Here is a 19954-nt window from a genome sequence, read left to right as displayed (position 1 = left end):
CACGATGTGGTGGGCGAGCAGTTGGAGGCGGGCGGTGCCGTCGGCGAGGGTCCAGACGGCGACGCGCCACAACGGGCCGGTCGCGAGGTCCACGGGGGCCGCGGCGCGGGTGTCGGCGTCGGCGCGGGCCCGGTCGCGGCCGGCGTCGGCGCCGAGGTGGCCGAGGTCGGTGACGGTCAGGTCGGGTGCGGCGTCGGCTTCGGGGGTGACGGCGCAGGTCTCGCGGTCGCCCTGGGGGAAGGTGGTGCGCAGGACGGCGTGCCGCCGGGCGAGTGTGCGCAGGGCGGCGGCAAGGCGCTGCGTATCGACGGGTCCCCCGACCTCGGCGTCGAAGCGCAGGATGTTGGCGGCGGTGCCGGGGTGGATCTCCTCGAACAGCCGCAGGCCGAGCTGGATGGGGCTGACCCGCGGGTCGGCGAGTGCGGTGGCGTCGGGTGTGCGGGCACGCCAGCGGGCGAGGAGGTCGCGGCCGAGGTCGGCGGGTACCTGAACGTTGTCTGACACAGGCGTGGTCCTCCTTTTCGTCACCGGACGTGTTCTTCCGCTTGGTCGGCGTGCGCGGGCGTCGCCCTCACTCGTGGGACATCAGGGTCTTGACTCGTTCCAGTGCGTCGGCGGGGGGCACCCCGTCGTCGGCCCAGCGCTGTGCCAGGCGTGCGGTCAGTTCGCGGGGCGACTGGGCGCGCAGCACGTCCTCGACGCGTACGGGGAGGGTGAGGGCGTCCTCGACGACGGCGGCTATCTCCGCGGCGCGCAGGGAGTCCCCGCCCATGGCGGTGAGGGTCTCGTCGGGTCCGCAGGAGGGGACCTGGCAGACGGCGGCGAAGATGGAGGAGAGGAAGAGGGTGATGAGTTCCGCTTCCTCCGCGGTGGCGGTGGCCGGTGTGGCGGTGACGGCGGTGCCGCCGAGTTCGCCCGCGAGGTGGCGGGTGCGGGCCAGGGAGTGCTGGACCTTCCCGCTGGTGGTGCGGGGGATGGTGCGGGGCGGGCAGAGGACCACGGTGTGCACGCGGACTCCGGTGGCGGCGAGTACGCGGGTGCGGATGTCGGCGGCGACGGTGTCGGGGTCGTGGTCCTTGCCGGCGACCTCGACGGCGATGACGACCTCTTCGTCGGGGCCGCTGAAGGCGGCGGCGGTGGGCCGTACCGCGGGGTTGCCCTCGGCGGCGGCCGAACAGAGGTCGTGGGCGTGGTGGTTGACGCCGTTCTGGATGAGGACGTCCTTGCGGCGGCCGGTGACGGTGAGGTGTCCGGCGCGCAGCCGGCCGAGGTCGCCGGTGCGCAGGTGGCGGGTGCCGTCGAGGAGACCGAAGAGTTCGCTGTCCGGGGTGCCGGTGCTGTTCCAGTAGCCGCCGCTGATGCTGGGGCCGCTGATCCAGATCTCGCCTTCGGCGCCTTCGGGGACGGGTGTGCCGGTGTCGGGGTCGACGAGGGCGAGGGTGTGTCCGTCGATGACGGGGCCGCAGTCCACCCGGCCGTCCTCGTCGACGCTGTCGTGGGCGGTCCAGTGCCGTCCGGTGACGATGAGGGTGGCCTCGGCCAGTCCGTAGCAGGGGAGGAACGCCTCGGGGCGGAAGCCGTGGGGGGCGAAGCGCTCGGTGAACCGGTGGAGGGTCGCGGGGCGGATCGGTTCCGCGCCGTTGAAGGCGAGCCGCCAGGTGCTCAGGTCGAGTCCGGTGAGGTCGCCGGTCGCGGCGCGCCGGTCGCACAGGTCGTAGGCGAAATTCGGACCACCGGTGTGGGTGATGCCGAGTTCGCTGATCTGTCGTAGCCAGGAAAGCGGACTCTTGAGGAAATGTACAGGGGACATCAATCGGACAGGGAATGCGCCGTGTACGGGCGTGAGGATGAATCCGATGAGTCCCATGTCGTGATAGGGCGGCAGCCAGGACACGACCCGGGCGCTTTCGTCGAGCTGGAACACCTCGGTTATCGCCTTGATGTTGGCGAGAAGATTTCGGTGTTCCAGAACAACGCCTTTGGGCTGTCCGGTGCTTCCCGAGGTGTACTGGATGAGAGCGGTGTCCTCGGGGAGCGCGGCGGTGCGCAGCAGCTCGGCCAGGACGTCCGGGTCGGGGCCCACGGCTCCGGTCGGGCCGGCGGTCCGCCCGCCGTCGTCCCCGGCGTTCTCGTCGAGGGTGAGGACCCTCGGCAGGTCCTCGGGGCGCAGCCCGGAGGTGAACAGTCCGAGCACCAGCGGGTCGGCCAGCAGGGTGGTGGCGCGGGAGTCGTCGAGGATCCGGGTGAAGCGCGCCGTGATGCGGTCGGTGGAGCCGAACAGCGGCGGGTAGGCGGGGACCGCGGGTACGCCGGCGAGCAGGCAGGCCCAGACGGCGACGACGAAGTCCAGGCCGGGCGGGTAGAGCAGCAGGGCGGGGCCGTTCTGTCCGCCGTCCGCGCGCAGTCGCGCCGCGGTCGTGGTGGCTCGGGTGAGGAGTTCGCCGTAGGTGAGGCTGTCCACTCGCCCGTCGTCGTGCAGGTACTCGTAGGCCGTCTGCTCGCCGCGGGTGGCGGCGTGCCCGACGAGGATGTGCACGAGTGTGGGGCGGGCGGGGCTCGGCATCGGCGGACTCCATTCCCTCGGCCGCGGGCGGCCCGGTGTCGGATCGACGTATCAGGGAGAGTGCGGGGTTCGTGGCGGCACGCCGTGAAGGCGACACACGTCGGCGCCGATGCAATTAAAAGCGTGCTGTCTCTCACTCGGCTCTCAGTTCCTTATCGCTCGCCTCTCAGGCCGGTATGGGGTCATTGAGCGCCCTCGGATGAAACTGGTAGGGATAGGATTCCGCACTGCGATCCGGTCGGTGAATCAGACCCGGCGGTGCCGATCCAGCACATTCTCGCGTTCCACGTTCGCCATCTCCGATGGAGGTAGATGTGCGCCCGACCCGACTGAGTTCCCGTTGGTACCGGACTTTCGGTGAAGTGACCGATCCGGTCGCCGAGGTGGTGTGCTTTCCGCATGCCGGGGGCAGTTCCGCGGTGTTCCGGAGCTGGCACGGCCACGCCTCGGCGCTGAAGGTCACCGCGGTGCAGCTGCCGGGCCGGGAAGTACGGCTCGGGGAGCCGCCGTTCCAGGACATGACCGCGCTCGTCGACGCGCTGGCGCCCGCGCTGAAGCCGCTGACGCGCCGGCCGTACGCGTTCTACGGGCACAGCATGGGCGCGCTGGTCGCCTTCGAGGTGCTGCGGCGGTTCGTGGAGCTGGAACTGCCGCTGCCCGTGGCGTTGTTCGTGTCGGGCCGGGACGCCCCGCAGTACGCGGACCAGGAGCAGGTGCACCACCTGCCGGACGCGGAGCTGCTGGACCGGTTGCGGGCCTGGGAGGGGATGGAGCCCCAGGAGCTGTCGCAGTACGAGGAGTTGGTCGCACTGATGCTGCCCACCATCCGGGCCGATCTGACCTTGGCGGAGACCTACGGGTATGTGCCGGGACCGCCGGTTCCGGTGCCGGTGCGGGTGCTGCGCGGTACGCGGGATCCGCTGGTGCGGCCCGGGGACGCGGGCTGGGCCCGGCAGACGTCGGCGGACTGCTCGGTGCGGGAGTTCGACGGAGGTCATTTCTTCGTGCAGGACCACGAGAGGAGCGTCGTGACCTTCATCGAGTCGGCACTCGGTGCCGCGGCCGCGAGGGAGGCGGGGACCCAGTGAGCAGTTCCTCGTACGCCGGCGGTGTCGGCAGCGGTGAGTCCCGCGACTACAGCGACTACTTCGTGCTGCCGGCCGCGCCGGCGCAGCGCAGCCTGTGGTTCGTCTGCCAGTTGAACCCGCCCAGCAATGCCGCGTACAACGTGGTGAGCGCGGTTCGGCTGACGGGTGACCTGGACGTCGTGCTGCTCCAGCAGGCGGTCAACGCGGTGGTGGCGCGGCACGAGAGCCTGCGCACCGGAGTCGGCCTGGTCGACGGTGATCCGCACCAGCTGGTGCTGCCCGAGGCGCTGGTGTCGCTGCCGGTGGTCGACTGCACGGCCCTGTCGGCCGAGGCGGCCGAGGCCCGGGTGCAGCGGCTGGCCCGGGAGCAGGCGGCGCTGCCGTTCGCGCTGGACGCGCCGCCGTTGCTGCGGCTGGTGCTGGTGCGTGAGGCACCGCGCCGGCACACCATGATCGTGACGATCCATCATCTGGTGTGCGACAGCTGGTCGATGGACGTGTTCTACGGGGATCTCGCGGACGCCTACCGGGGGTTGCGGGAGCGCGGCCGGGCAGGTTTCGGCGAGCTGCCGGTGCAGTACGCCGACTATGTCGGCTGGCTGGACGAGCAGTTGGCCGGCGAGCGCATGGATGTGATGGTCGCCCACTGGCAGGAGGCGCTGGCCGGTACGACGCCTCTGGAGCTGCCGGTGGACCGTCCCCGGGACCAGGGGCGCGGCGGCGACGGAGGCCGGGTGGAGGAGCGCCTGGACGGTCCGACGACGGCCGCTCTGGAGGAGCTGGCCAAGCGGTCCGGCGGGACGCTGTTCATGGTGCTGCTCACCGGTTTCATGGCGACGCTGGCCCGGGTGACGGGCCAGGAGGACGTGGTGGTGGGCACGCCGGTGGCGGGGCGGCACCATCCGGACGCGGAGCGGCTGGTGGGGTTCTTCGCGAACACCCTGGTGCTGCGGGCCCGGTTGCCGCTGCGCGGCGGGTTCGAGTCGGCGGCGGGGGTGGTGCGCGACACCTGTCTGGGCGCGTTCTCGCACGACCGGATGCCGTTCGACCGGCTCGTGCAGGAGATCCGGCAGGCCCGGGCGCTGGACCGCAATCCGCTGTTCGACGTGATGTTCTCGATGCCGAACACGCCGGCCGCGGAGGTGCGGCTGCCCGGCCTGACGATGGCGCCGGTGGAACTGACCGGTACGGCCGCCAAGTTCGACCTGTGGCTGACCGTGCTGCCGGACGGGGACGGGCTGCGGCTCCAGCTGGACTACGACCGGGGCCTGTACGACGAGGCGACGGCGGCGCGGATCGTGGAGCTGCACCGGCTGGTGCTGGCGGACGCGCTGCGGGACCCGGCGGTCCCGGTGGGGGCGCTGCCCCTGACGGCGGAGGCGGAGGCGGACGCGATCCGCGCGGAGGCGGCGGGTGTGCCGGCCGGGCCGTCGGCCGCGGTCACGGTGCCGGGTCTGTTGGCGGAGCGCGGCGCGGACGACATGGTGCTGTCCTCGGCGGACGCCGTCCTGACGCTGGGTGAGTTGCGCGAGTGGTCGGCGGATCTGGCCGGCCGGCTGCGGGCGGAGGGGATCGCCGGACCGGGGATGCGGGTGACGACTCCCCCGGTGCCCTCGGCGGCGCTGATCGCGGTGCTGCTGGCGGCTTTCGAGGTCGGCGCGGTGCCGGCGTACGGGCAGCGGCACGACCGGGCGGGGGCGTTCGTCCGGCGGGCGGAGGAGGAGCCGGGCGGCTGGCTGATCACCACCGGGCCGCGGTTCGACCCGGTGGCGGACGCCGGCGCGCCGGGTCCTGACGCGCCTGCCTGGTGGGCCGGTGACGGGGGTCCGGACGGGTCCGGGGCGACGCTGTCGCACGGGGCGCTGGCCGCCGCGCTGGCCGGTGTCGCGGAGCGGCTGTCGGTCTCCGCCGATGACGACGTGCTGCTGCTCGACGGCGGTGCCCCGCCGTCCCTGGTGGACCTGTTGATGCCGCTGGCCCACGCCCGCAGCCTGATGCTGTCGGGTGCGCAGGTGGCACCGGCCGGGCCGCCCGCCGCTTTCGTACTGGCCGATCCGCCGACCTGGCGGCGTGTGCTGACCGAGGGCTGGGAGCCGCCGCCCGGTGCCCGGCTCGTGTGTGTGGGCGAGGTGCTCGCCCCCGACCTGGTGGACATGCTGACGCGGACCGGCGACACCGTGTTCCTGGGCCGTCCCGGGCCGCAGCCGATGGCGCTGCCGGCCGCGCTGGCCCCGCTGGACGAGGGACGGGCGCGCCGGCTGGGACCGCCGCCGGCCGGGGTGGTGCGGAGTCTGCTGGACGTACGGGGCGTGCCCGTGTCCGCCGGTCTGGTGGGCGAGTTGTACGTCGCCGACGAGTCGGGTGCCGCCGTCGCGGTGGGGCTGCGTTGCCGGCGGGCCCGGGACGGTGCCCTGGAGGCGGTCGGGCCCGGTGAGGGCCGGCTGTTCGTCGGGGACCGTGCCGTACCGGCGGCGGCCGTCGAGCGGGTGCTCGCCGGTCTGCCGGGAGTACGTGCCGCCGCCGTGACCACCGACACCGGCGGGACCCGCCTGATCGCCTGGCTGGTGCCGGACGGCACCGTCGCGGCCGGCACCGAGCGGGAACGCGAGGCGTTCGCGGCCGACATCCGCGGCCGGGCCCGGTCCGCACTCCCCGGCTACCGCGTGCCCGCGGTCTTCGGGGTGCTGGACGAACTGCCCGTGGGCCCCGGCGGTGAGCCGGACCGGGGGGCGCTGCCCGCGGCGCCGGAGCAGGCGCCGCGCGACCCGGTGGCGGAGGTGCAGCCACGCAACGGGGTGGAGCGCCGGGTGCTGGCGATCTTCCAGAACGTGCTGGGGCTGTCGGCGGTCGGGGTGCACGCCGACTTCTTCGGACTGGGCGGGCACTCCCTGCTCGCCGCGAAGCTGCTGAGCCGTGTCCGGGCCGAGTTCGGCCTCCAGGTCCCGGTGCGCGACTTCTTCCGTCTGCCGACCCCGGCCGGACTGGCCGCGGTCATCGAGGAACTGGAGCGGGCCCGCGACCGCAGGCCCACCGCCGACGAGGCGCTGCTCGCCCAGCTCGCCGGGATGTCCGACGACGAGATCGACCAGCTCCTGCGCCATCTGAACTGACCACAGGGACATCCGAACCGATCACACGACACACCACGAGGAGCCCTCATGGGGATCGACGACACCGACACCGTCTTCCAGGTCGTCACCAACGAGCAGGACCAGTACTCGATCTGGTTCGCCGACCGGGCGGTGCCCGCGGGCTGGGCCGCGAACGGTCCGGCCGGCACCAAGCAGGAATGCCTCAAGCACATCGAGCGGGTGTGGACCGACATGCGTCCTCGTTCGGTCCGCGAACGCTCCGCCTGACCGCATCCGACAGCTAGGACGGGAGTCCACCGAATGAGCGGGCAGCAAGAGATCAGTTCCCTGACGTCCGACGAGAAGCGCGCGCTCCTGGCGGGTCTCCTGGACGCATCCGCCAACGTCACCAGCAACCTCACCCTGGAGCAGCGCCGTCTGTGGCTGCTGATCCAGCTGGACGAGAAGCGGCCCTGGCAGACCAGCGCCGCCGTACGCCTGACCGGCCGGACCGACGCGGCCGTGCTCCAGCAGGCACTGTCGGCGACCGTGCAGCGCCACGAGGTGCTGCGCACCACCTTCCGTACGGTGGACGGCCACCCGCTGGCCACCGTACGGCCGGTGGCGTCACTGCGACTGCCGGTGGTCCAGGTGGACCCGGACCGGCTCGACGCCGAACTGGCCCGGATCGCGGCCTCCGAGACCCGCCGCCGGTTCGATCTGGCGCAGGGTCCCCTGGTGCGGGCGAGCCTGCTGCGGCTCGCCGAGGACGACCACGTCCTTCTGCTGACGGTGCATCAGCTGGTCGCCGACCGGCGTTCGGTGCGGCTGCTCACCGACGAGGTCCTGTCCGGGTACGCGAATCTGCTCGGCGGGAACGCGGAGGTCACCGCCCTCGCGGCCGAGCCGCAGACCCTCGCCGCCGCGCAGCGCGCCTGGCTGGCCGGCGACGACGCCGAGAAGGACATCGAGTACTGGCGCGCCCGTACGACGGGCCTGAGCACCCTGGAACTGCCCACCGACCGGCCCCGGCCGCCGGTGAAGACCATCGACGCCGATGTGGTCACGGTGCCGGTACCGCCGGAGCTGCGCGCCGAACTGGACGCGTTCACGGCCGGCACCGGCCACCGGCTGTCCCGTCTGCTGCTCGCCGGGTACACGGCGGTGCTGTCGCGGCACGCCCAGCAGCAGGGGTTCGCGGTCGGCGTACCCGTACCGCCGTCCTGGCAGGACGGCGCCGGCGATCTGGTCGGCCCGCTGGAGAACACCCTGCCGGTGCGTTTCGACCTCGACGCGGGCGAGACGCTGACCGGGCTGCTGCGGCGGACCGATTCGGCCCTGGACGAGGCCCTGGCGCACGGCCGGCTGCCGTTCGAGCAGATCGTGGAGGCGGCGCAGCCCGCCCGCGATCTCAGCCACACCCCGCTGTTCCAGGTCCTGTTCGGCTTCGAGGAGGAGTGGAGCCGCCGGGAGCTGCCGGGAGCCGTCGCCGCTCCGGTGAACCTGCCGGTCACCTGGACGCCGCACGACCTCGACCTGTTCGCGGTACGCCGCGACGGGGAGCTGTCGCTGCGCGCCCAGTTCAACACCGCGCTGTTCGACCGTGAGACGGCCGAGCGGCTGCTGGACCGGCTGCTGCTGCTCCTGAAGTCCTCGGTCGCCGAACCGGACCGGGCGCTGGCCGACTTCTCGCTGCTGTCCGGCCCGGACCAGGAGCGGCTCACCGCGTGGAACGCGACCCGCGCCGAGCACGCCGGGCCGCGGCTGCTGCACGAGCTGGTCGAGGAGGCCGCGTCGGCCAACCCGCAGACCCTGGCGCTGACTTCCAGCTCGGCGGAGCTGACGTACGCCTCGCTGGACCTGCGGGCCGAGGCGCTTGCCGCGCGGCTCGCCGGGCTCGGCGCGGGTCCGGAGACCCTGGTCGGTGTACTGGCCGACCGTTCGGTGCACACCATGGTCGCGCTGCTGGGCGTGCTGAAGTCGGGCGGCGCGTACGTGCCGCTCGACCCCTCGTACCCGGCGGACCGGATCGCGTCGATCGCCGAGGACGCCGGGATCTCCCTGGTCGTCGGTGACGAGGGCGCGCTGGACGGGCTCGCGGGCAAGCTGCCTTCCCTGGAGCGGGTGGCGGTGCCGACCTCGGATCCCGAGGGCCCGGTGACCCGGCCCGCCGTGGCGGTCGCGCCGGACAGTCTGGCGTACGTCATCTACACCTCCGGTTCCACCGGCCGCCCGAAGGGTGTGGCGGTGGAGCACCGGCAGATCGTGCACTCCACGCTGGCCCGTTCGGTCATCGAGGAGCCGGGGCTGCCGGAGCGCTATCTGGTGCTGGCTCCGTTCACGTTCGACGCCTCGGGCGGCGGCCTCTACTGGACCCTGCGCCGCGGCGGCACCGTCGTCGTGCCGAACGAGACGGAGGTCCTGGACCCGCGGCTGCTCGGTGCGCTGATCCGGGGCAAGGAGGTCACCCACGTCGACGGTGTGCCCTCGCAGTACGCGGTGCTGCTGGACGCGGAGTCGGAGCCGTTCCCGTCGGTCCGCACGACCGTGCTGGCCGGTGAGGTCCTGCCGCCCGGTCTGGTCGAGGCGCACCGGCGCCGCTCCCCGGACGTGGCGCTGTTCAACGAGTACGGTCCGACCGAGGCGACCGTCTGGGCGTCGGTGCACGCGGTGACCGCGCAGGACGCGGGGGCGGGCCGGGTGCCGATCGGTCACCCGATCCCCAACACCCGTCTGCACCTGCTGGACAAGCGGCTGAGCCCGGTGCCGCCCGGTGTGCCCGGTGAGCTGTACATCGGCGGTGGCGGCGTCGTCCGCGGCTACGTCAGCCGGCCGGGGATGACGGCGGGGAGCTTCCTGCCCGACCCGTTCTCCGATGAGCCGGGGGCCCGGCTGTACCGGACCGGGGACCTCGCCCGCTACCGGCAGGACGGCAGCGTCGAGTTCCTGGGACGCGCCGACACCCAGATCAAGATCCGTGGTTTCCGGATCGAGCTGACCGAGATCGAGAACGTCCTGCGGCGGCACCCGCTGGTCGCCGAGACCGCGGTGATCGCGCGGGAGGACCAGCCGGGCGTGCAGCGCCTGGTGGCGTACGTGGTCCCGGTCGTCGGCCGGGTGCTCACCAAGGAAGCCCTGATCAAGCACGTACTGGCGCAGGTGCCCGACTACATGGTGCCCGGCGCGTTCGTGACGCTGGAGCGGATACCGCTCACCCCCAACGGCAAGGTGGACACCGCGTCGCTTCCCGCGCCGGACCTCGGCATCGAGGACTTCGTGGAGCCGGGGACCCAGCTGGAGGCGGAGATCGCGGAGACCTTCTGCTCGCTGCTGGGCGTGACCAAGGTCAGCGCGATGGCCGACTTCTTCGAACTCGGCGGCAACTCGCTGCTGGTGGCCCGGCTGACCGCGCAGCTGGCCCGGACGCACGACGTGACCCTGCCGGTGGAGCAGATCTTCCGCGTGCCCACGGTGGCCGGCGTCGCCGCGGCGATCGAGGAGGACCGGCGGCAGCGGGACAACGTGGACAGCGAGGTCCTGTACGCGCAGCAACTGGAGGAGCTGCACGAGGAGGTCCGGCTGCCCGAGGAGATCACCCCCGGGGACCTGCCGCACTCCGAGTGGTTCAACCCGCGGCACGCGCTGGTCACCGGTGCCACCGGTTATCTGGGCGCGTTCCTCGTGGTGGAGCTGATCAAGAGCACCGAGGCCCTCGTGCACTGCCTGGTCCGGGCGGAGAGCGAGGACGCGGCGTGGGAGCGCATGGAGCAGACCCTGCGCACGTACCACGCGTGGGACGAGTCGTACCGCTCCCGGATGCGCATGGTCATCGGTGACCTGGCCAAGCCGCGGCTCGGTCTGAGCCCGGAGGAGTTCACGGCCTGCGCGTCCAGGATCGACGTGGTCTACCACAGCGGCGCGGTGGTCAACTTCACCTACCCGTACGAGGCGGCCCGCCCGGCCAACGTCGAGGGCACCAAGGAGGTGCTGCGGCTGGCGACGACGGAGACCCTGAAGTCGGTCCACTTCATCTCCAGTGTGGACGTCTTCATGGGCAGCGGGGCGGAGCGCCCGTTCACCGAGGAGGACCTGGACAGCGGACCGATCCGGATCCCGACCGGCTACCCGCGCAGCAAGTGGCTCGCCGAGAAGATCATGTACATCGCCCGGGACCGGGGCATCCCGGTGACCGTGCAGCGCCCGTGGATGATCACCGGCCACGCCGAGACCGGCGCCTCGCACCACACGGACTACCTGTACGTGTATCTGCGGGGCTTCCTCGACCTCGGGGTGCTGCCGCTCTACAACGACGTCATCAACGCGGTGCCGGTGGACTTCACGGCGCAGGCCGTCGTCTACACCTCGCTCCGGGAGGAGAACTTCGGCAAGAACTTCAACATCACCAACCCGGCGCCCACCACCATGCAGCAGTGCTACCAGTGGCTGAGGTCGTTCGGCTACAACCTCGACGTCATCGACGAGGAGGACGCCAGGCAGCGGGCGCTGAACGTCGACGAGGACCACATCCTGTTCCCGATGACGCCGCTGCTGCGGGTCGCCACGATGCGGCACGCCGCGCTCGACCCGGAGCTGCAGAAGCAGATCAACCCGATGGACGAGTGCCGGGTACTGACCGAGGCCCTCGAAGGTTCGGGCATCAAGTGCCCGCCGGTGGCCGAGGAGTGGGCCCACTCCTGCTTCCGCTTCCTGGTGGAGGGCGGCTACCTGCCCGATCCCGAGACCTTCGTCGCGCCGCAGCACAACGTCAACTGACCGTCAGACAAGGAGGACTCGTGACTACACGAGGACGCTTGAGTACGGATCATCCGGGAGTTGAGCGCCGATGATCCGCTACGTGGACCTCGACGCGGCCGAAGGAGCCGCGCTTGACACGCTCACCCGCTCGGTCCTGCGGGACCACGGGGCGAGCAGCGCCCCGGCCCTGCTGGACGACCTGTCCGTGCACGCCCACCGGCTGCCGCCGCGCCTGATCCGGGAGCTGCGGGATTTCCGGCACGCCGAGACGGCATCCTGCCTCGTCGTGCGGGGCCTGCCGGTGGACGACGGCCGGCTCGGACCGACCCCGCTGGACTGGCGGGAGCCGCCCAGGGAACCTGAGTCGGCCGTGCATGAGGTGGCTCTCATGCTGGCGACCGCGCACCTGGGGGACCTGTTCGGCTGGTCGACCCTGCAGAACGGGCGGCTGGTGCACGACGTCCTGCCGGTGCCCGCTCACGAGAACGACCAGAGCGGTCACGGCACGGTGGAGCTGGCCTGGCACACCGAGGACGGCTTCCACCCGTACCGCTGCGACTATCTGCTGCTGCTGGGACTGCGGAACCATGACGCGGTGCCGACGGTGGTGGCCGGAGTGGACGAGGTGACGCTGACGGACGAGCAGCGGGAGGTGCTGAGCCGGCCGCGCTTCCTGATCCTGCCGGACACCGAGCACCTCAAGCACGCGCGGCAGCTCACCCGGAACCGGGGCAGCCTGCACGCGGTGCAGCGGATGCAGGACGATCCGGAGCCGTGTGCCGTGCTGTTCGGGCATCCGGACCGGCCGTACCTGCGGATCGACCCGGCGTTCATGTCGCCCCTTCCGGGTGACGAGGAGGCCGCGGCGGCGCTGACCGCGCTGACCGGGGAACTGCAACGCAACCTGACCGAGGTCGCGTTGGCCCCCGGTGACCTCCTGGTGATCGACAACTACCGGGCGGTGCACGGCAGAAGCGCGTTCAAGGCACGGTTCGACGGCACGGACCGCTGGCTGAAGAAGGCGGTCGTCACCCGGGACCTGCGCAAGTCGCGGGCGCACCGGGAGACCCCGGCGGAGCGCGTCCTGCTCTGACGGGCCGTGGGAGCAGACAGAAGCGGCCGGACACCCTGTCCGGCCGCTTCACCACGACAGCACAACGGCGCTACAGGAGGCATCGAGTCATGTCCGCACCCGTGCCCATGTCCGTTCCCGCGGCCGGTCCGGCGGCTTTCCCCTCGCCCGGTGCGGCGGACGGCCGCCCCTGTCTCACCACCGGTACCTGGGTGGTCGACGGCCGACCGGACCTGCGGGCGCTGCGGGCGCGGGTCGCGGCCCGGGTCCCGGAGGTCCCGCTCACCGTGCACGACCTGGCGGCCGGCGGGGCGGACAGTACGGAGTGGGGCGAACTGGTCCGGGAGGAGGCCGCCGCCGCCGAGGTGGAACCGGGGCCCGCCCGGGTGCTGTTGGCCCGGCTCGGCGAGGAGAAGTTCCTTCTGGTGGTGGTCACCGCGGACGCGCTGCCTCCGGCGGCGGTGCTGCGGTGGCTGCTGACGGACGACACCCCGTTCCCGGTGGCCGGGGCCGGACCCGGGGGTCCGTTTCCGGACCTCGCGGGGGACTCCCGCGACGGGAGCGTGACACCGGAGCCGGCCGCCGTCCCGGGCGGTGGCCGGGCGTCCGGGAACGCGCGGACGGTACGGGTCCCGGCCGGCCCGTCCGTCGCACGGCTGCGGGCCGCCGGGGTATCCGTCGAGGCGGCCCTGGCCGCGGCCGTCGCGCTGCTCCTGGTCCGCTGCGGCGGCTCGCCGGGGACACCGCTGGTCGTGGCGTCCGGCGCACCCGTGGCCCTCGCGCCGCGGGTGACCGAGACGGATTCCGGGGCCGCCGCCCTGCGGCGGGCCGGAGAGGCGGTCGCCTCCGGTGTTCCGGTCCCTCCGGGGTTCCGCGCGTCGCTCGCGGTGGCCCCCGGCGGTGAACCGGAGCCGGAACGGGTCGGCGCGTACACCGCGCTGCCGGTCCGGGTGCCGGACGCGGTCGCCCACCACGGGCTGCTGGTCGTGCTGGAGGGCGACGGGCTGCGCGTGGACCACGACACCGGTCTGTACGAGGAGCCGGCCGTCACCACCTTCGCGCGACGCCTGCTCGCCGTGGCGGAGGGGCTGCTCGACGACCTGCCGGTGCACGGGATCGACGGCGTCACGGCGCCGGAGCGGGCCGCGCTCGACGGCTGGTCGCGCGGCGACGGACGGTCCTTCCGCGACCGCTGCCTGCACACCCTGGTCGAGGAACACGCCGCACGGACCCCGGACGCGCCGGCCGTGCTGTGCGGGGAGACCGAACTGACCTACCGTCAACTGGACGAGGACGCCAACCGGGTGGCCCGGCAGCTGGGCGCGGCCGGGGTCGGTCCCGGCACGCTCGTCGCCCTGCTCACGGAGCGCGCCGCCTGGTCGGTGACCGCGATGCTCGGCGCGCTGAAGGCGGGCGCCGCCTACGTCCCGATCGAGCCGACGTACCCGCCCGAGCGGATCCGGCACATCCTCAGCGACTCGGGGGCCGTTGCGCTCCTCGCCCCCGGGCGGCCGGAATTCTCCGTCCCGGTGCCGGTGCTGCCGGCCGAGGGGGCCGCCGGGCTGCCCGGCACATCCCCCGGCGTTCCGGTCACCCCCGACGATCTGGCGTACGTCATCTACACGTCCGGCTCCACCGGGAAGCCGAAGGGCATCGGGGTGCACCACCGGGCGATCGTGGCGTCCACGGCGGCCCGCGCGGTGTCCGGCCCGCCGCCCGGCCGGGACCTGGTGCTGCCGCCGCTGTGCTTCGACGGGGCGGCGGGCGGCATGTTCTGGGCACTGACCGGTGGCGGCGCGGTGGTGCTGCCGACCGAGACCGAGGCGCACGACCCGATGGCGCTGCGGAAGCTGCTGGAACTGGCCGCCGTCACACACATCCACGCGGTGCCCTCGCATTATCGGATCGTTCTCCAGGTCGCGGACCGGAGCGTGCTCGACCGTTTCGCGATGGTGGCCGTGGGCGGGGAACCACTCGGCCCGGACATCGTCGCCGAGCATCTGCGGCTCTGTCCGGACGCGCCGCTCTTCAACGACTACGGCCCCACCGAGTGTTCGGTTTGGGCCACCACGCACCGGTGCGGCCCCGCCGAGGCGGCCGGTGGGGGCATCCCGATCGGACGTCCGGTGCCGGGCTACCGCGCGTACGTACTCGATGCCCGGCTGCGTCCCGTACCGCCCGGAGTGCCTGGCGAGATTCATCTGGGCGGTCCCGGAGTGGCCCGTGGATACCACCGGAGAGCGGCGCTGACCGCGGAGCGTTTCCTGCCGGATCCGTTCGAGCCGAACGGGCGCCTCTACCGGACCGGGGACCGCGGCTGGTGGGGGGACGACGGCCGGCTCCGCATTCTCGGCAGGGTCGATCACCAGGTCAAAGTGCGCGGGTTCCGCATCGAACTGGGCGAGGTCGAGGCGGCGGTGCGCAGGCACCCCGCGGTGACCGATTGCGCGGTGCTGCTGCGCCGTGAGGACGCGGGCGAGAGGCTGATCGCGTTCGTGGTGCTGGGAGCCGGGGCGACGGCCTCGCAGTTGAACGAGAAAATAGCCGAAACCCTTCCCGGGCCGATGCGTCCGGATCACATCACCGTGCTGCCGGAACTGCCGAGAACACCAGGTGGAAAGGTCGACGCGCTGGCCCTGCGCACGATGTCGATTTCAGGCCAAAGACGATAGCGGCCGAATGATCTACGCCCCGCCGATAGCCACCTCCGGGGAACCGCACTAATCAAGCCAGTCCGCATTGTGCACAGTGCAAAGAATCCGCGCCGGTGGAAAAGTTTCTCCGAACAAATTCCATGGTCACGAGCAAGCCGGGGTATGGACATGACGCCTGATGCTCTCCTAAAGTTCCCTGCTGGCCTGCAAATTGCTTCGGTGCCCGGAGGATGATCTTGCCGATCCACAATGGATATTCATCTCTGAATACAGGTCACTCCCAAGAAGGTCTGGACGACAATGGTCGTGACATTTTCTTTCGCATCCTGGGGCCATTACAGGTAATCATTCACGGCAAGCCAATTCGCGTGGGCAGGAATCGCCAGCTGACGGTGCTGGCAGCGCTGTTGCTGCATACGAACCGAATCGTGCCGGTCAATTCGCTGATCGACGCCGTGTGGCGCTCCGCTCCGCCGGCCACCGCGGACAAGCAGATACAGACCTGCGTCTGGCGCCTGCGGAACGCGTTCGCGGCGGCCGGTGCGCCGGTCGACCTCATCGAGACCGAGCAGGGCGGCTACCGGATCCGGCTCGGCGACGAGGACCTCGACGCCCACGCGTTCGAGAAGGCCGTACGCCGGGCCCGGGAGCTGGTGGCCGTCGGCGATCTGGAGTCCGCCACCGCCGAATACCGCAGCGCGCTGGCCCTCTTCCGCGGGCAGCCGCTCGCCGACCTCTCGGGACCGCTCACCTACGCGGTGGCCGCCCACTGGGAGGAGCGCCGCTTCTCGGTCCTGGAGGAGTGGCTGGACGTGGGCCTGACGCTGGGCCGGCACGCCGAACTCATCAGCGAACTCAAACCACTTGTCGCCGAGTACCCGATGCGCGAGCGGCTGTGCGCCCAGCTGATGACCGCGCTGCACCTCTCCCAGCGGCGGGCGGAGGCACTCACCGTCTACCGCAACAACCGCCTCACCCAGATCAACAGTCTCGGCCTGGAGCCGGGCCCCGGACTCCAGGAGCTGCACCAGAAGATCCTTTCCGGTGAGCCGATCGCACCTCCCCCCGCCGTGTCGTACCAGCCGTGGCCGCCCGCGAAGGTGCCGGCCCAACTGCCGGCACAGGTGAAGGACTTCACCGGCCGGCGCGACCTGCTCCACCGCATCACCTCGGACCTGCGGGCCGACGGCGGGCCGCGCGTGGTGGCGCTGGCGGGCTGCGGCGGCACCGGCAAGACCGCGCTCGCCATCCATGTCGGCCACGGCCTGCAACAGCGCTTCCCCGACGGGCAGCTCTACGCCGACCTGCACGGACAGACCGACCCCGCGGCCCCGCAGGAGGTGCTGCACGGATTCCTCGACGCGCTCGGGGTGCCCGAACAGCGCATCCCGGCGGGCCTCGCCGCCCGCGCAGCCCTGTTCCGCAGTGTCACCGCCAACAAACGGCTGCTCATCGTGCTGGACGACGTCGCCGAGTCCACCCGGTACGAGGCCCTGCTGCCCAGCGGCGAGAGCGCCGTCCTGTGCACCGGCCGCGCCAGCCTGCTGAAGATCCCCGGCCTGACCGAGTACCGGGTCGACGGGCTGCCGACCGACGAGGCCCTGGACCTGCTCGCCTCGCTGGTGGGCGTGGAGCGGGTCTTCGCCGAGGTCGACAGCGCCCGGCGGATCGCCCAGCTCTGCGGACACCTGCCGCTGGCCATCCGGGCCGCCGGAGCGCGGCTGCGGGCCCGCCCGCGCTGCACCCTGCGCAGCTTCACCGACCGGCTGGCGACCCAGCAGAACCGGATCGACGAACTCTCCATCGGCTGGCTGGACATGGGGGCGCGGCTCGCCACCTCCCTCGACCAGCTGCCCCCGGCCGGGTACCGGCTGTGGCTCCGGCTGAGCCTGTGCGACCTGGAGTACGTCCCCGAGTGGATGGCCTCCGCCGTCTCCGACCGGCCCGGCGAGGACACCCAGCGGCTGCTGGACACCCTGGTCAATCTGCACCTGTTGACGGTCGCCCCCGGCGGGATACCCGGCGGCCCCACCTACACGTTCAACCCGCTGGTCCGCGACCACGCCCGGCAGCGCGCCGCGGTGGAACTCGGCGCGGTGGCCGAGCAGGACGTGCTCGACCGCATCGAACTGGCCCTGTGCGGGCGGGAGAACACCGCCGGAGCTCCCCGGGGACACCGGCCGAGTGAGGGATCCACGGTCTATGGCACTCAGGCGGTATGACACCGGCGCGGGCGGCACACCGCCCGGAGACCGGGAGGAGCCCTCCCCCGGCCCCGTCGGCCCGAAGGATCCCGGTCCCGACGGACAGGCCCGTGACAGCCCCGCGGAGAGCGGCACCGACCGGTACGGCCTTGACGACGGGCCGCCGGGAGGGGCCCGTACCGCCGTGGCCCGCTGGGTGTTGCCGGCGGCCGTGGCCGTCTTCGCCGCACTCTGTCTCGCCCTGGTGATCCAGGACGGCCGCATGCCCGCCGCACGCGGCCCGGACGCCCCCGCCGACACCTTCTCGGCAGCCCGCGCCACCGCGCACGTACGGGAGATCGCCGCCGCCCCGCGGCCCAGCGGCTCCGCCGCGCACACACAGGCCCGCGAGTACCTCGTCCGTACCCTCACCGCGCTGGGCATCGACACCCGGGTGCACACCGGGGCGGCGGCCTCCCACCGGCCGGACCTCTCCCCCACCGGCGCCGACTCCCGGTACGCCGGTCTGCGGCTGGAGAACGTGGTCGCCCGTATCCCGGGCACCGCGAGCACCCGGCCCGTCGCGCTGGTCACCCACTACGACTCCACCGAGGCCGGGCCCGGCGCCAACGACGCCGGGGTGCCGGTGTCGGTGCTGCTGGAGACGGCCCGCGCGCTCCGGACCGGACCGCCTCCGCGCAACGACGTCCTGCTCGTGTTCACCGACGCCGAGGAGAGCGGTCTCCTCGGCGCGCAGGCCCTGGTGGACACCCCGGGCGTGCTGCCGCCCGACGCGGTGATCCTGAACTTCGAGGCCCGGGGCAGCCGCGGACCGAGCCTGATGTTCGAAGCCGGACCGGACACCGCCTGGCTGGTGAAGACACTCGCCGGAAAGGTGCCGGGCGCGCGGACCGACTCACTCCTCGACGCCGCGTACGACTACATGCCCAATCTCACCGACTTCACGGTCTTCCAGGAGGCCGGGCACCAGGGGCTGAACCTGGCCTATCTCGACGGTTACACGCACTACCACGGGACCACCGACACCCCGGAGCAGGTCGACCCGGCCACCGTCCAGCACCAGGGCGGGCAGGCCCTCGGCCTGGCCCGCGCGCTCGGCTCCGCCGATCTGGCGCGTACCCCGGCCGGGGACTCCGCGTACTTCCAGGCCGCCGGCTGGTTCGTCTCCTATCCGCTGGGCGCGGCCCTGCCCGCCGCGCTGGTGGTGGCCGGGCTCGGGCTGGCGCTCCTGCTGCGGCTGCGGGCCAGCGGCGTGCTCACCCTCGGCGGCACCTGCCGGGGGTTCGCCGTCGTGCTCGGCCAGCTCCTGCTCGCCGCCGGGGCCGCCTTCGCGCTGGCGCCGCTGACGGCGTCCGGGCGCGAGGAGTTCGCCCACTACTACGACATCGGCGGACACGGCCCGGCCCTCGCCGGGTTCCTGGTGTTCACCCTGGCCGTCGGCAGCACACTGGCCCTGCTCGCCCGGCGGTGGGCCGGTCCCCGCGAGCAGGTGGCCGGCGCGGCGCTGCTGTGGACGGTGCTGTCCTGCGTGAGCGCGGTGGCACTGCCCGGCGGCAGCCATGTGTTCATCTGGCCCGCGCTCGGGCTGCTCGCCGCCGCGGCCGTGCTCACCTCCCGGGCGGGGGCGACCGTTCGGGGCCGGGTGCTGGCGGCCGCGCTGGGCACCGTCCCGTCCGCCCTGCTGGTGTTCCCGTTGCTGCCGCTGCTCACCGACGCCCTGGGGCTCGGCCTGGTCGCCGCGCCGGTGGCCGTCGCGGCGCTGCTCACCGCCCTGCTGCCGGGGGTGCTGCCGAGCCTGCCGCGGCTGCTGCCGGTGACCGCCGCCGTGGTGGCGGTGGCCGTGCTGGCGGGCACCGCCCTGCTGCCTCCGGAGCCCGAGCGCCGTCTGCGGGCGGACCTCGCGTATCTGTGGGACGCCGACCGGCGTACGGCCCACTGGCTGAGCCGGGCCCCGTCGGACGACTGGAGCGACCGGTTCCTGCCGGCGGACGCCGAGCGAGGTTCCGTGTCCGACCTCTGGCCGGGCTGGCGGGTGCCGGTACGGCGGGGCCCCGCCGAGGAGTTCCCGTTGCCGGGCCCCCGGATCACCACCGAGGTGGTCGGAGCTTCGGAGGCCGGGGGGCGGCGGGTCCGGCTGACGGCGGTCTCCGAGCGCGGCGCCCGCGAGATGGCGATCGTCGTCAGCGGGACGGCCGTCCGCGGCTGGTCCCTGTCGGGGGTGCCCGGAGAGTTCGCGGACGACCCGCCGGGGGACGCGCCCTGGGAACTGTGGATCCGTCAGGTGCCCGAGGAGGGCGCGGAGCTGGAGCTGGAACTGGCGCCGGGACCGGCGAGCGTCAAGGTCGTCGACCGCACGCCGGGGCTGCCGGGGCCGGCGGGCGACGGGCCGGACGACACCCGGGCGCCCGCCCTCGGGATCGCCTCCGTGGGAGAGGCGACCCTGGTCGCCGGCACGCGCGTCCTGGAGTGAGTGCCGAAGCCCTCTGTGCCGGAGCCCCGCCGCCGTCGAACGGCGGCGGGGCTCCGGCACAGAGGGCTCCGAGCGGT

Annotated in this window: 10 protein-coding genes; 8 read left to right on the top strand and 2 right to left on the bottom strand. The window is 72.8% G+C overall.

Going from position 1 to position 19954, the window contains the following annotated elements:
• Together GXP76_RS11465 and GXP76_RS11460 are read right to left on the bottom strand one after the other, a co-directional pair.
• On the bottom strand, nt 1-504 hold a 504-nt coding region (locus GXP76_RS11465; RefSeq protein WP_242571372.1), incomplete at its 3' end, for a condensation domain-containing protein.
• Nucleotides 505-571: 67 nt separating this feature from the next.
• Nucleotides 572-2563 (bottom strand): AMP-binding protein, encoded by a 1992-nt coding sequence (locus tag GXP76_RS11460; protein ID WP_242571371.1) that lies wholly within the window; start codon nt 2561-2563, stop codon nt 572-574.
• Nucleotides 2564-2925: 362 nt separating this feature from the next.
• Between GXP76_RS11460 and GXP76_RS11455 the strand changes: the two genes are divergently transcribed.
• From GXP76_RS11455 to GXP76_RS11420, 8 genes are all read left to right on the top strand, one after another.
• Nucleotides 2926-3651: a thioesterase II family protein gene (locus GXP76_RS11455; protein WP_242571370.1), complete on the top strand. Its 726-nt coding sequence runs from the start codon at nt 2926-2928 to the stop codon at nt 3649-3651.
• Nucleotides 3648-6761, top strand: coding sequence for a condensation domain-containing protein (locus tag GXP76_RS11450; protein WP_242571369.1), 3114 nt, complete (start codon nt 3648-3650; stop codon nt 6759-6761). The genes GXP76_RS11455 and GXP76_RS11450 overlap by 4 nt, the downstream gene beginning before the upstream one ends.
• 48 nt (nt 6762-6809) lie before the next feature.
• On the top strand, nt 6810-7010 hold the full coding sequence (locus GXP76_RS11445; RefSeq protein ID WP_242571368.1) for an MbtH family NRPS accessory protein: 201 nt from the start codon (nt 6810-6812) through the stop codon (nt 7008-7010).
• Nucleotides 7011-7043: 33 nt separating this feature from the next.
• Entirely contained in the window at nt 7044-11495 is a 4452-nt protein-coding gene (locus tag GXP76_RS11440) for a non-ribosomal peptide synthetase (protein ID WP_242571367.1), read from the top strand.
• A 70-nt stretch (nt 11496-11565) separates the two neighbouring features.
• Complete coding sequence (gntD, locus tag GXP76_RS11435; protein WP_242571366.1) at nt 11566-12570, top strand: guanitoxin biosynthesis L-enduracididine beta-hydroxylase GntD; 1005 nt, start codon at nt 11566-11568, stop codon at nt 12568-12570.
• 89 nt (nt 12571-12659) lie between these two features.
• Nucleotides 12660-15221 (top strand): amino acid adenylation domain-containing protein, encoded by a 2562-nt coding sequence (locus GXP76_RS11430; RefSeq protein ID WP_242571365.1) that lies wholly within the window; start codon nt 12660-12662, stop codon nt 15219-15221.
• Between the two features lie 350 nt (nt 15222-15571).
• Nucleotides 15572-17425 (top strand): BTAD domain-containing putative transcriptional regulator, encoded by a 1854-nt coding sequence (locus GXP76_RS11425; protein WP_308354124.1) that lies wholly within the window; start codon nt 15572-15574, stop codon nt 17423-17425.
• On the top strand, nt 17406-19877 hold the full coding sequence (locus GXP76_RS11420) for a M28 family peptidase (RefSeq protein ID WP_277993256.1): 2472 nt from the start codon (nt 17406-17408) through the stop codon (nt 19875-19877). The genes GXP76_RS11425 and GXP76_RS11420 overlap by 20 nt, the downstream gene beginning before the upstream one ends.
• The last annotated feature ends 77 nt before the right edge of the window (nt 19878-19954 follow it).

It is taken from the genome of Streptomyces sp. NP-1717, assembly GCF_022695985.1.
In the GTDB taxonomy this organism is placed as follows: Bacteria; Actinomycetota; Actinomycetes; order Streptomycetales; family Streptomycetaceae; genus Streptomyces.
The sequence above is the reverse complement of the archived record's forward strand: the minus strand, read 5'-3'. Positions and strand labels throughout refer to the sequence as shown.